The organism is Streptomyces niphimycinicus (genome assembly GCF_018883605.1).
In the GTDB taxonomy this organism is placed as follows: domain Bacteria; phylum Actinomycetota; class Actinomycetes; order Streptomycetales; family Streptomycetaceae; genus Streptomyces; species Streptomyces niphimycinicus.
This window is the reverse complement of record NZ_JAHLEM010000038.1, coordinates 35793-49041: the sequence shown is the minus strand read 5'-3', so window position 1 is coordinate 49041 and position 13249 is coordinate 35793. Positions and strand designations below refer to the sequence as shown.

Here is a 13249-nt window from a genome sequence, read left to right as displayed (position 1 = left end):
TGGGCCGGTGTGGCCCCGTTCGGCTGGCTGCCTCGTCGGCAGTGGTCAGGACGTCCACACCTTCCACTCCTTGTCGGCTCGGTGCTGCATGTTCGTCAGGGTCCGCGTCGCCTTCGCGGGGGTGGGGTCGGTCATGAAGGCGCTCAGGTCCTGGACGTTCCCTTCGATCAGTACCGGGGGCGATGCCTCCCAGTAGCGGTTGGCCTGCGTCGGCCGCTCCCGCCGCACCTGGGCGGCGACCTGGCGCACCGTGCCCACGTCCGGCACCACGCGCGGGTCGGCGGAGGTGTCCCGGAGGAATCCCGTCCACGCCCTCTGGACCGCCGGGTCGAGCCAGGCGCGGGCCACGGCGCGGGCGGCGTCGCGCTTGTGAGCGTTGGCCGACACCGCCAGCACACCGCTCTCCACGAGCACCGAGCGGTTGCCGCCGGGCGGCGGAGGCAGCAGGAACGCGCCGAGGTCGGCGTCCTTGACCCCGGCGTCTCGGAACGCCCCGGTGTTCCAGGTGCCGTGGAGGCACATGGCGGTGCGGCCCTGCGCGAACTGGCCCGGCACGTCCTCGGGCAAGACGTCGGGCGAGGAGAACGCGCCCCGCCGGTACAGATCGCTCCACACGGCCATCGCGCGCCGGCACACCTCGTCGGTGTACGAGGCTTTGCCTGCCGTGAGGTCGAGGTAGAAGCGGTGGTCCAGCCCGTTGACGAGCTGCTGGAACCAGATCGACGACTCCCAGGTGGTCGCCCCACCGGAGGCGATCGGCGTGATGCCCTTGGCGTGGGCGGCGTCCACCACGTCGAGGAACTGCTGCCATGTCGTCGGCACCTCCACACCGAGCCGCTTGAATACGGACCGGCTGTGGAAGACCACGTAGTACGACTTGTAGAGCGGGACGCCGTACTGCCGTCCTTCGTGGCTGAAGGTCTCGCGCAACGCGGTGTCGTCGCTCCAGCCGCGCCGGGCCGCCTCGTCCCAGGCGTCGGTGACATCGGCGAGGATCCCGGCACGGACGACGTCACGCAGCCGGTAGCCGTTCCACCACTTGATGAGATCGGCCGTGGAGTCGGTCTGCGCCGACATCCGCACGATCTGCTGGTAGTTGCTGACGTTGGGAACCGCCCGCGGCGCGAGCCGGAAGCCGGACAGCGGCCGCAATTGGCTGCCCGCCGCCCGGAAACCCGGCGCCCAGGTGGGGTTGTCGTTGAACACCGAGACCACGTCGGCCGGTGCGGGCCGGCTCATCGAACCCCGTGCGCACGCACTGAGCGCGAGACCGGATACGGCTGCGAAGGAGGAGGCCAACACCCTGCGGCGGCTGGTCCCCTGTGGCATGTCGATCGACCCCATCTGAGACCCCCTCGTCACGGAATCACCGACCTGGTAAGTTATCGGTAACGTACAGGCGTGCAGGTGGTTTGACTAGACGCGCGTTAACGTATCTCACGGGATTGGTGACATGGGCGAGGCTCCGCAGGTCAAGGCGAAGGCACCGCAGAAGGCATCGCAGTACGATCCGACACCGTGCTATCCCGTCCTCGCCGACACGGTCGCCGTCGGCTGGACCGAAGCGGCCGGGACGCTCCCGAAGGGGACCCGGGTCCTCGCCGTGGACGGCCCCGCCGTACTGGACTGGGCCGCCGTCGCCGCCGGGCTGCGTGCGGCGTTCGACGATCGGCGCACCCCGGTGGAGTTCGCGGACGTCCGCACGGCGGTGCGCGACTGGGAGACGGTACGGCGGCTCACGGACTCCGAAGAGCTGCGGGACGACCCCGACTTCGCGCGCCTGGCCGGGGGCGAGCTGTCCGACCTGTTGGACCCGCGGGCCCTGGCGGGGCTCGCCGCCCCGGGGGAGATCGGTGCGGGTGAATCCGGCCCGGGGGAATCCGGGCCGGGTGAATCCGCCCCGGGGGAGGGCGGCGCGGGAGATTCAGGCCCGGCGGGAGGCGGCGCGCTGCGCGTCCTGCTCGGGCCCGGCGCCGCGCTCGCGGACGCCGACGTCCTGTGGTGGGCCGATCTGCCGAAGCGGTACGCGGAGGCGGCGGTCAAGCGCGGCCGGGGCCGCCACCTCGCGGCGCCCGAGGACGAGCCGCCGACCCTGCGGCGGCTGCTCTACATCGACTGGCCGCTGCTCGACCGCCATCGCGACCAGATGGCGGGGCGGATCGACCGCTGGATCGACGTTACCGATACCGCCGCCCCGGCATCGATCGGCGGGCAGGCGCTGCGCGAGACCTGCCGGTCGCTCGCCACCCGCCCCTTCCGTACCCGGCCGACCTTCAACTCCACGCCGTGGGGCGGCCACTGGGGACAGGAGACGCTCGGTCACAACCCGGACGCGGAGAACACCGCCCTCGGCTACGAGCTGATCGCGCCGGAGAGCGGTGTCCTGCTCGGCGACGACGCCTCCCGCTGTGTGGAGGTGCCGTTCCAGCTCGTGGTCGCGCTCTCCCCGGTGGATGTGCTCGGCCCCGCCGTGCACGAGATGTTCGGCACGTCGTTCCCCGTGCGCTTCGACTACCTCGACACCGTCGGCGGCGGCAACCTCTCCGTCCACTGCCACCCCAGGCCCGACGACATGCGTGATGTCTTCGGCTGGCCGTACACCCAGCACGAGACCTACTACCTGATGCACGCCGGGGACCACAGCAAGGTCTTCCTCGGACTGCGCGAGGGCGCCGATGTCGAGGCGTTCCACCACAGCGCGCACGCCGCCGACGCACACGGCACACCGTTCGACATCGAGCGGTATGTGCAGGTGTTTCCCGCCGAGGCCGGGCAGCTCTACCTGGTCCCGGCCGGTACGCCGCACGGCAGCGGCGAGGGCAATGTCGTCCTCGAAGTCAGCGCCACCCCCTACCTGTACTCCCTGCGGTTCTACGACTGGCTGCGGCGGGACGCGGCGGACCGGCAGCGCGCCGTGCACGTGGAGCACGCCTTCCGCAACCTCGACCCGGCGCGGTCGGGCGACGCGGTCGCCCGCGAACTGGTCCAGCGGCCCCGGCCGCTGCCCTCCGGCGACGGCTGGACGGAGGAGTTGCTCGGCGCGCTGCCGGCGATGTTCTTCCAGGTGCACCGGATCGCCGTCGAACCGGGCCGGACCGCCGAGCAGCGGACCGACGGCCGCTTCCATGTGCTGACCGTGGTGGACGGGCAGGGCGCGGTCATCACCACCGCCGCCGGGCACCGGCACTCCGTACACTATGCGGAGACTCTCGCAGTCCCGGCGTCCGCCACCTCCTACCGTGTGCACAATCAGGGGCCGGAGCCGGTCCGTCTGGTGAAGGCACAGGTGGTATGAGCGCACACTCGGGTTCCGAACCGGCCCTCACCATGCGGGACGTGGCCGCGCGGCTCGGCGTCAGCCCGATGACCGTCTCCCGCGCGCTGCGCGGTCAGCGCGGCATCGGCGAGGCCACCCGACAGCGGGTGCTCGCCGAGGTGGAGGCCCTCGGCTACCGCCCCAACAAGCGGGCCCGCGAGCTGCGTTCGGGGGGTCCGAACGAGCTCATCGGCCTGGTCGTGACCAATCTGGCGAACCCGTTCTACTCCCAACTCGCCGTGGGCCTCGAACAGATCTGTGTGGGCTACGGCGCACGGGTCATGCTCGGCAGCACCGGGGAGGACCCGGCCGCCGAACGCGGGGTGGTGGCCGACCTGGTGGACCGCGGCGTGGACGGCCTGGTCGTCGTCCCGGCCGGGCATGACCACAGCCACCTCGCCGGGACCCGGCTGCGCGACGTCCCGGTGGTGCTCGCCGCCAGTCCGCCGATGGGCATCGACGTGGACTGCGTCCTCGTCGACGACTTCGGCGGCACCCGGGACGCCTGCCGCCGGCTCATCGCCCGCGGCCACCGCCGCATCGGCTTCCTCGGTCTGCCACCGTCGCTGTGGACGGGTTCCGAGCGCTTCCGCGGCTATGCGGTGGCGCTGGAGGAGGCGGGCATCGCGCTCGACGAGCGGTACGTCAGCCGGCACCGGAGCGACAGCGCGCTCGCGGAGCAGGCGGCCCGCGCCATGCTCGCCCTGCCGGACCCGCCGACCGCGCTGCTCACCGCCAACAACCGGAACACGGTCGGCGCGCTGCGCGCCCTGCGGGACCGCGCGCGGGACCAGGAGCCGGTCGCCCTCGCGGGCTTCGACGACATCGAACTCGCCGACATGCTGCACCTGCCGCTCACCGTCGTCTCCTACGACCCGGTCGAGGTCGGCCGGGCCGCGGCGACGCTGCTCTTCGAGCGCCAGGCGAGCACCGCCCCGCAGCCGTCGCGGCGCGTGACGATCGCGACCACACTTGTCGACCATCCGGCGCCGCGGTAGGCGCCGATGACGGTTTCCGGAGGTCCCGTGCCGCCCAGCGTTATGCCGTCCAGAGTCGTGCCGCCTCCCCTCGTGCCCGTCCTCGAAGTGGGCGGTTCCCATGTCACCGGGGCGGCCGTCGACCTCGACCGGGCCCGGATCGCCGACGGCACCAGGCGCCGCCTGCCGCTCGCGCCCGACATCGGCCCCGAGGACTTCCTCGCCGCGCTCGCCGAGACCGCGGGCGGCGTGCTCTCGGCGACCGCCCCCGGCGCGCGTGCGGTCCGCGGCACCTGGGGCATCGCGGTCCCGGGGCCGTTCGACTACGCGCGCGGCATCGCCCGCTACCACGGCGTCGGCAAGTTCGCCTCGCTGGACGGCCTCGCCGTCGGCCAGCTCCTGACGCCCCGGCTGAACCCGCGCCCGGCCGGGCTGCGGTTCCTCAACGACGCCTCCGCCTTCGCGCTCGGCGCCCGGCACACGGTGCACACCGCAAGCGGGCGCCTCGTCGCGATCACACTCGGCACGGGGATCGGCTCCGCGTTCCTGGACCGGGGGAGGATCGTCGAGGACGACCCGCGCGTGCCGCCCGAGGGCCGCGTCGACCTGCTCACCGTGGACGGCCGTCCGCTGGAGGACACGGTCTCCCCCCGGGCCATGACCGCCCGCTACACGGACCGCACCGGCCGACCCGTCGACGGACTGCGGGAACTGACGGCCCTCGCCGTGGCCGACACCACCGCCCGCGACATCATCACCTCGGCCCTGCGCGCCCTCGGCGACACCCTCGCCCCCTGGCTGACCGCCTTCGAGGCCGACACGGTGGTCTTCGGCGGCTCCATCACGGCCGCATGGCCCCTGATAGGCCCACCCCTCCACGCCGGTCTGACCCACCACGACCCGCGGCTCGCACGACTCACCCTGTCGGTACGCGACGACGGCGAGGACCAGGCCCTCCTGGGCGCGGCGGTCTTCGCGGCCCGCCGCGCGTAGCGCCCGCCCACCCGACCCGCGCATGGACCCGCGGACCGGACCGGAGTATCAGGGGCGGGTCCGGCACAGTTCCCGGTCCACGAGTGTGCTCATGGCCTGCTGGGTGTCGTCGCCGCCGTCGCTGGTGACGTACACCACGGCGGTCCGGGTCCCGTCCCGGGTGGCGCCGCTCCAGGTGTGATAGCCGAGCAGTTCGCCCGGGTGGCCGAAGTAGCTGCCGCCACAGGACAACGGGATCTCGCCCAGACCGAGTCCGTACCTCACGCCCAGTTCGGGCGCGGGTGTGGTGGTCGTCATCTCGTGGAGCTGCGCCGGAGCCAGCAGACGGCCGCCGAGCAGCGCGGTGTAGAACCGGTTCAGGTCGTGTGTGGTGCTGATGATCGAGCCGGAGCCGGCGGCCATACTCGGATTGAGCGCCGTGACATCGATGCTGGTGTCGGTGGAGAACGCGGCGTAGCTGTGGGCGTGCGGCCCGGGGATGGCCGGGGAGGTGCCGGGCGTGCTGGTGTTCCTCAGGCCCAGCGGGCGGATGATCCGGTCGTCGACCTCCTGTGCCCAGCTCCGGCCGGTGACCTCATGGATGATCATCGCGGCGAGAAGGTAGTTGGTGTTGGAGTACGACCAGCCGTCGCCCGGCGGGAAGTTGGGCCGGTGGTTCATGGCCAGCGCCACCAACTCCTCGGGGGTGTAGGTGCGGAACCGCTCGGCCCGATAGCCCTCCGCGCTGTTCAACGCGGGTATCTCCGGCAGGACGTCATGGATGCCGCTGGTGTGCTGGAGCAGTTGCCGCACGGTGATCCGGCTGCCGTCGTTGTCGTTGCCCTGGACCACTCCCGGTAACCACTGTTCGACGGTGTCCTCCAGGGACATGCGCCCCTCGCCGACGAGTTGCAGCACGACGGTTGCGGTGAAGGTCTTGGTGGCGCTGCCGATCCGGAAACCGCCGTTCCGTGGCATCGGCCTCCCGGTGCCCACCTTGGCCGTCCCGGCGCGTGCGCTGTCATGTCTGTCCGGTGACGTCACCTCGGCGAGCACACCGACGGCCCCGGTGTCGTGGACCGCGTCCACCCGCTGCTGGAGCGGATCGGTCTGCCGCGGCTTCGCCGCCGCCGGTCCGGTCGAGGCGGCGAGGAGGACCGTGGCCGCCAGGCCGGTCAGGGCGAGCCGGCCCCGTCGGTGTCTTCCCAGCACCTGCATGGTGAGCCCTTTCCTCTTCGAGTTGCCCCGCTCGTTCGGGGGCCGCTCGGGCTGTGGCCCGCGGCTGTTTCGCCCCCGGAGCCGGTGGTCTGCGACCATCCCACCAGCGCAGCGGGGATCGGCCCATCCGGTCGTCCCCCTGACATGCCGATGCGCTGCCCCCAGGGCAGTGGCTGGGGTTACCCCCCCCGTGGTCATGATCGAGGCTTCCTCCAGAGGGCATCGGGGAAAGCCTTCGCTCGTCCGGACGACATGCCCCGCCGCGCGCGGGCGCGGCGTGCCACGCCACCCGGGTGCGTCCGCGCCGCGCGCCTGAGGTGACGCCCGGAGGTGGAGCATGCGAGTGGGGTTGCACGCGCTCGGGGTCGGGGTCGGTGCCGGTGCCCGTCCCGAGGTGATCCGTGCGGTGGCCACGGCCGCCGAGCCGGGCGGTTCGGCCTCGGGGTCGGGGCCGGCTGGTCGGCCGAGGAATTCGCGGCGCTCGGAGTCCCCTTCGCCGGGCGCGGGCGGCCACCTGGGTCGCGGAACTCGCCCGGACCTGGATCCGCCCGGCGGAATAGCCAGGGCCGAAAGGGTGCCGGAGTCAGGTCTGTGCCGGCCCTGGGATGCCCAGTTGGTCGGCCACGGCGGTGAGTGCCGTTCCCAGCGGGAGGGCGACCCGGGTGACGGCGTGCTGGTCGCCGCGGGTCGGGTCCAGGTTGACGATCAGCACCGGCTTCCCGGCCTTGGCCGCCTGGCGGACGAACCGGAGCCCGGACATCACCGTCAGTGAGGAGCCCAGGACCAGCAGTGAGGTGGCCTCGCGGACCAGCTCGCGGCAGTGCTCGACCCGCCGCGGCGGAACGGCTTCGCCGAAGAACACCACGTCCGGTTTGAGGATGCCGCCGCAGACCGTGCACGGCACCACGCGAAAGTCCCCGACCTGCTCGTCGGTGAGGTCGGCGTCACCGTCCGGGTTGATTCCGGCGGCCACCGGCGCGAAGCCCGCATTGGCCTCCTCCAGCCGCCGGGCCAGCTCGCGGCGCGGGCTGACGGCGCCGCAGCCGAGGCAGACGACCCGGTCCAGGCTCCCGTGGAGTTCCACGACGCCCTCGCTGCCGGCGGACTGGTGCAGGCCGTCGACGTTCTGGGTGATCACGCCCGAGAGCAGGCCGTGTCGCGCGAACGCGGCCACGGTCCGGTGCCCGGCGTTGGGACGGGCCCGGCCGAAGGTGCGCAAGCCGAGGTGGCTGCGGGCCCAGTAGCGGCGCCGGGCCCGGGCGCCACCGGTGAAGTCCTGGTAGGTCATCGGGGTATGCCGGCTCAGGCTCCCGCCCTCGCCCCGGTAGTCGGGGATGCCCGACTCCGTGGAGATGCCCGCCCCGCTGAGCACCAGCACCCCGCCGGTGCTCAGCGCGTCGGCGACCGGCGCCAGGTCCGTGGTGCCCGGCGGCAGGTCCTCGACGGGGGTCCAGCTCAAAGTGGGGCGCATGCGCATGCCGCCAGGGTACGGAACCGGCCGCCGCCACCCACTGCCGCCGTCGGTTCCCGGGCAACGCGGCGGAGCGCCTGGTGGCACACCGTATGACCGCCGCGATACCGAAAATGGCCGGATACCTCAGCCGCGTATGGTCACGCCGTGGCGCGTACGCAGTCGGCGCAGCTCCCACAGGGAGAGCCCGGTCACCGAGAGCGGGCCGCCGAACAGGGAGCAGAACTGGGCCCACATCGGCCCGTTCGGCATGCCGCCCCCGGTCACGTTGAGGATGGCGACGATCCAGACCATCACCACGGTGAGCACGGCCGGCAGCGCGGCGTGCACATAGGCGGTGTTGAAGGCGGAGCGGGCGACGTAGGCCGAGGCCACGAAGAAGAACGGCAGCCCCCACAGCACGAACGCGAGCGCGGGGACGGCGGCCACGAACAGCCACACCCCGTGCAGCCCGTGCAGCAGCGTGGTGCCCGAGATCACCCACACCGTGCCGACGAGGGCGGCCACGACCAGGAGGTACCAGCCGACGGTCTTGGCCGGGACGCCGAGCCGGGAGCGCAGCAGCCGCCGCCGCTCCGCGGGCGCGTAGCGGATGAAGGCGGTGATCACCAACGGTCCGGCGATGATGAGCAGGACAGGGGTCAGCAGGAGCTGGGCGACACCCTCGCTGGCCTGGTCCCCCAGGCCGTTGTCCGACCCGTACATGTAGTAGAGCGCGAGTGTGGCGAGGACGCCGAGCACCGTGCGGATGACCTGGAAGCGGGTGACCACGGGATCGTGGACACGCCCGCCGCCGTCCTGGTCGAACACCCTGCGCGCGGCCCGGTGCACCGAGCGGAGCAGGGGGACGATCAGGAAGAGGAAGGGCACCCGCCGGTACCAGTGCCGGTTCCTGGGCGCCGGGCGGTAGGGCCCGGGCGGCGGGGGCGGGGGGCCGTAGGGGTTCGGTGGCGGCCCGTACGGATCCGGCACGGGTGGCGGTCCGTACGGATCCGGTGTCGGCGTGGGCCCGTACGGATCCGGTGTCGGCCTCGGCCCGTACGGACCGGGTGCCGGTGGCGGCCCCCAGCGATTGCCTCCCTGCCCGGGGCCGTTCGGCGGACCCCATCCCCCCGTTGCCATCGCGATTCCTCCTCGCCCCTGCGGCCCATGCGTTCGACCGCTCATTTTTCGCCAGTGGCCGGGGAATTGTAAGGCACCCGGTTGAGGTCCTGGCGGGTCGCGCGGGGCAGGGGGTTCATAGCCTTGCCAGCGCCGTCAGCACGGTGGCGGCCAGCGCCGCACGGGTGACCATGCCCCTCAACCGAGGTGTTCTCCGAGCGGGCGTGCGCGCCCGAGCCCACCGCGCCGATACCGTCCAGGACCGGCGTGCCCTGGGCCACCACGAAGTTGCCGTCGCCGGCTCCGCCGACCGACGCCTCGGGCAGGTCGTGTCCGAGCAGCGCGGCGCACCGGCGGGCCAGGTCGGCGAGGGCGGCGACGCCTTCCGTACGTTCGAAGACCGGGCGGTTCCAGCCTCCGGTGACCGCCACGCGGGTCCGTGGGTCGACGGGACGCACCGCGGCGAGGGCCTCTCCCAGGCGCTTTTGTTCGGCGGCGGTGGCGACGCGGGCGTCGATGCGGCCGACGGCGTGCCCCGCTGTGACATTGCTGCGGGTGCCTCCCTCCACCACGCCCACGTTCAGCGAGGTGCCCGCGTCCGGGGCGCGCAGGTCCGTCAGACGCAGGATCTGGTGGGCGAGTTCGTCCACGGCGCCGGCTCCGGCCGTGGGGTCCAGACCGGCGTGGGCCTCGGTGCCGGTGACCGTGACGGTGAAGAGCCCGACGCCCTTGCGGGCTGTCTTGACCGCGCCGTCGGCGGCGGCCTCGAAGACCATGGCGAGGCGGCTGTCGCCGGCCTCGTCGACGATGGCGTCGCGGGAGGCGAGACTGCCGGTCTCCTCGTCGCCGTTGAGCATCACGGTGCAGGCCGGGCGGGGCAGATCGAGGGAGTCGAGGGCGCGCAGTGCCCAGACCGCCTGGACCAGGCCGGCCTTCATGTCGAAGACGCCGGGGCCGCTGATGTGGTCGCCGTCCCGCCGGAAGGGCCAGGTGTCGAGGGTGCCGGTCGGCCAGACGGTGTCGTAGTGGCCGAGGAGAAGGACGGGGCGGTGGTCCTCGGTGGTGGTGTCCCGGGCGGGGTAGCGGCGGACGAGGATGTCTCCGGCCTCCTCGCGCGCCAGGGTCTCCTCGGCGTCCGGTGTGCCGAGGCGCCGGTCGAGCCAGTCGCGCAGCCAGCCGAGGCAGGTGTCCAGGGCGGCCAGGTCGTCGCTCGCGCTGCCCTGGGAGGTGTAGTCGGCGAGGTCGGCGACCATGTCCTCGCGGTGGGCGTCGAGCCACTGCCGCACCGCTTCGGCCTGTTCGGAGTCGAGCGGGAGCGAGGGCGCGGGGGGCTGGGCCAGGCGGTCCAGTTCGTCCAGCCGTGACTCCGACATGTCCTGCGCGGCACCCTCCAGTTGGCGCAGACCGGTCACGACCGTGTGCAGCAGAGTGGTGGGCAGACCCTCGCGCGCCGCGTGGTGGAACACCTCGGTGTAGTGCGTGGGGGCTTCCACAGGCCGGTGGCGCACCGCGAGGTCGCGCCAGATACCGCTGCGGTCCTTGGTCTGAGTGCGCAGCCCTGCGGTGAGCCGGTCGAAGGCGGCGTTCCGGGCGGCTGGGTCCGTCCCTCGCCGGAAGGGATGCGGCTCGAAGGCGTCGAACGCTTCCAGGGTGACGCCGAGGCGATCGGATACGGCGAAGATCTCGCCGGAGAGCGCGGCCATGGCGGGGCGGTGCCGGTCGATGAGGTCGGCCATGGGGGCGTCCGCGAGGGCGGTGGCGGCGAGCATGGCGCCGAACCCGGCCTTGGCCCACAGATATCCCTCGACGTTGTCGCTGGCCACGGCCGGGCCCCAACTGTGCCGATGGGCCACAGATCCCGGACCCTCGGGCTGACCGGCGCGCCGTTCGGCTCGCCGATGACGAGGGCTCCGGCGCCGCCGTCCAGGACGACACCCGGTTCGATGACGTCGGCGAAGATGTTCACGAAGGCCGCGACGGTGCGGGCGGCCCCCAGACGCCGGGCGATCAGCGACTCGTTGAAGCCGTTCTGTAGGGAGACGACGTAGCCGTCCGGGGCCAGGCGGGGCGCGATCCAGTCCAGCGCGGTGCCGGTGGCCTGCGCCTTCACGGCCAGCAGTACGCGTTCGAGGGTGCCGGTGAACTCGTCCGGGGTGGTGGCGGTGACCGGCACGCTCTCGCGGGTGTCGCCGCGGGCGACGACGAGTCCGCGGGTACGGATGGCGTCCGCATGGGCGCGGTCGGTGTCCACGACGGTGACCGGGTGGCCGGCCCGGGCGAGGGCGAAGGCGAGGGTGCCGCCGATCGCTCCCGCGCCGACGACGGTGTATCCGGGCCTGACCGGGCGTCGAACTCGGCATCGTCACCGCCACGAGGACATAAGTACAAGACCGGAGGCCGGCGGCCCCCGCACCATCCCCGCATGAGTGAAGACAGCGTTGAGCTCTCGCACGGGATGCATGTGGTCCACGACGGTCCTCGGCAGGCACCGCCCCTGTTGCTCATCCACGGATCGGGGGCCTCGGGCGGCTTCTGGGGCCCGGTGGTTCCGGCGCTCGCTCGCCGCCATCACGTCATTCGGGTCGACCTGCCGGGCTGCGGCCAGTCCCCGCCCGCGGCGTCCTATGACGTGCCCGCGCAGGCGGGTCAGGTGGCGGCGCTGCTCGATGGCCTGGGCCTTCGTTCCGTGGCCGTGGCCGGGCACTCCAGTGGCGGCTATGTCGCCACCGCGCTTGCCGAACACCGCCCCGACCTGGTGAGATCGCTCGCGCTGATCAGCAGTGGCCCGAGTCTGGACGCCCTCCTGCCGCAGCCGCTCCTCCTTCGGGTGCTGTTGGCCCCGCCCCTCGGCCCGCTGCTGTGGCCGAGGCGTTCGGACGCGACGATCCGCAGGGGGATCAGCGCGACGTGTGCCCGCCCGGTGGAGGTGCCGGACGACGTGGTCGCCGACATACGGAGGATCACCTATCCCGCGCTCAGGACCGTGCTGCGCCGGAACGCCGCGTACATCACCGAACGGAGCGTGCCCGAGCGTCTCGCCGCCCTCGACGTCCCCGTACTGGTGGTCTTCGGCGCCGCCGATCCCCGCTGGGAGCCCTCGTCGGCGCACCAGTACGTGGCGGTCCCGGACGCGCGCGTCGAGCTGCTGCCCGGCGTCGGGCATGTGCCCATGTTGGAGGAGCCGGAGGCGACCGGCACCCTGCTGCTGGGCTTCGCGGCGACGGGCGTTGACACCCCGCCCATGACGCCCTGAGACCTAGACTGGTCGTGTGATGTCGGCGGGGACATTCGACTGGGCCGCGGTGGACGTCGCGGTCCCGCGCCCGTCCGGCCGGCTGCCGGGGGTCAGCATGGCCGGGTTCCGCCAACGTGTCCCCGCGGCGGTGGACATCGCCATGGTGGCGCACCCCTCCGTCACCCTGCTGCTCGACCTGAGCGAGGGCGAGGGCCTCGTCTACGGCGCACACGGCAGGCACGGGCGCGGCAGTGTCGCCGTCGGGCTCCACCCGGGCGAGCTGCGGGCGGGCGGCCGGGTGGGCGAGTGCCTCCAGATCCGGCTGGAGCCGGTCGCGGCGGCCGCGGTGCTCGGCCCGTCGGCCGAACTCAGCGGGACGGTGGCATCCCTCGACGATGTCTGGGGCCCCGACGCCGCGCGGGCCGAGGACAGGCTGCGTGCCGCCGCGTCGTGGGACGAGCGATTCGCCATCGCGGCGGACATCCTCGGTCGATGGCTGGGCACGCGCCCACCGGTCGACCCGGAGGTGGCCCACGCCTGGCGGCGTACGCTCACCGGCCGGGGGCGGGTGCGGGTCGAGCGCCTGGCGGAGGAGGTGGGCTGGAGCCGCAAGCGCCTGTCGGCCCGCTTCCGGTCCCAGCTCGGCATCACACCCAAACGCGCCGCCCGACTGGTGCGGTTCGACCACGCGGCCCACCTTCTCGCGGCGGGTCACGCCGCCGCCCGCGTCGCCATCGAGAGCGGCTACGCCGACCAGTCCCATCTCCACCGCGAGGTCAAGGCGTTCACCGGGCTCACCCCCACGGCCGTGGCCGCCGCGCCATGGCTCGCGATCGACGACGTGGCGTGGCCGGCTTCCGCGCCGACCCGGAGGCCATGCTCCGGCAGGAATCCGACATCGGTGTCGACCTTGCCGAGTCTCGGCCCACCCACCGGTCGCTGGTCGTAGGTCCCGCGCC

9 protein-coding genes and 1 pseudogene are annotated in these 13249 nt (G+C 72.9%); 5 read left to right on the top strand and 5 right to left on the bottom strand.

From position 1 onward, the window contains the following. Positions 1 to 45: 45 nt before the first annotated feature. A complete protein-coding gene (locus tag KN815_RS04835; RefSeq protein WP_216340483.1) occupies positions 46 to 1239 on the bottom strand; it encodes an ABC transporter substrate-binding protein in 1194 nt (397 codons plus the stop codon). 214 nt (positions 1240 to 1453) lie between these two features. Between KN815_RS04835 and KN815_RS04830 the strand changes: the two genes are divergently transcribed. The 3 genes from KN815_RS04830 (at position 1454) to KN815_RS04820 (ending at position 5286) form a co-directional block, all read left to right on the top strand. Beyond that, the gene (locus tag KN815_RS04830) at positions 1454 to 3295 is read left to right on the top strand and encodes a class I mannose-6-phosphate isomerase (RefSeq protein WP_216340482.1); all 1842 of its coding nucleotides are present in this window, start codon (positions 1454 to 1456) and stop codon (positions 3293 to 3295) included. Continuing rightward, positions 3292 to 4314 carry a LacI family DNA-binding transcriptional regulator gene (locus KN815_RS04825; RefSeq protein WP_216340481.1) on the top strand — a complete coding sequence of 341 codons (1023 nt, stop codon included), beginning with the start codon at positions 3292 to 3294 and terminating at the stop codon, positions 4312 to 4314. The genes KN815_RS04830 and KN815_RS04825 overlap by 4 nt, the downstream gene beginning before the upstream one ends. A gap of 72 nt (positions 4315 to 4386) precedes the next feature. Further along, positions 4387 to 5286: an ROK family protein gene (locus KN815_RS04820; RefSeq protein ID WP_216340480.1), complete on the top strand. Its 900-nt coding sequence runs from the start codon at positions 4387 to 4389 to the stop codon at positions 5284 to 5286. A gap of 48 nt (positions 5287 to 5334) precedes the next feature. Here KN815_RS04820 and KN815_RS04815 read toward each other — a convergent pair whose 3' ends face one another. The 4 genes and pseudogenes from KN815_RS04815 to KN815_RS04800 form a co-directional block, all read right to left on the bottom strand. Next, positions 5335 to 6483, bottom strand: coding sequence for a serine hydrolase domain-containing protein (locus KN815_RS04815; protein ID WP_216340479.1), 1149 nt, complete (start codon positions 6481 to 6483; stop codon positions 5335 to 5337). 583 nt (positions 6484 to 7066) lie between these two features. Then, complete coding sequence (locus KN815_RS04810) at positions 7067 to 7960, bottom strand: NAD-dependent protein deacetylase (RefSeq protein WP_216340478.1); 894 nt, start codon at positions 7958 to 7960, stop codon at positions 7067 to 7069. Between the two features lie 120 nt (positions 7961 to 8080). After that, entirely contained in the window at positions 8081 to 8926 is an 846-nt protein-coding gene (locus KN815_RS04805) for a hypothetical protein (RefSeq protein ID WP_253208763.1), read from the bottom strand. A gap of 265 nt (positions 8927 to 9191) precedes the next feature. Beyond that, positions 9192 to 11360 (bottom strand): annotated as a pseudogene (locus KN815_RS04800) (M20/M25/M40 family metallo-hydrolase). A gap of 117 nt (positions 11361 to 11477) precedes the next feature. On the opposite strand from KN815_RS04800, the gene KN815_RS04795 reads away from it, so the two are divergent. Both KN815_RS04795 and KN815_RS04790 read left to right on the top strand, forming a co-directional pair. Beyond that, positions 11478 to 12308: an alpha/beta fold hydrolase gene (locus KN815_RS04795; RefSeq protein ID WP_253208761.1), complete on the top strand. Its 831-nt coding sequence runs from the start codon at positions 11478 to 11480 to the stop codon at positions 12306 to 12308. Positions 12309 to 12327: 19 nt separating this feature from the next. Continuing rightward, positions 12328 to 13239 (top strand): helix-turn-helix domain-containing protein, encoded by a 912-nt coding sequence (locus KN815_RS04790; protein ID WP_216340476.1) that lies wholly within the window; start codon positions 12328 to 12330, stop codon positions 13237 to 13239. The last annotated feature ends 10 nt before the right edge of the window (positions 13240 to 13249 follow it).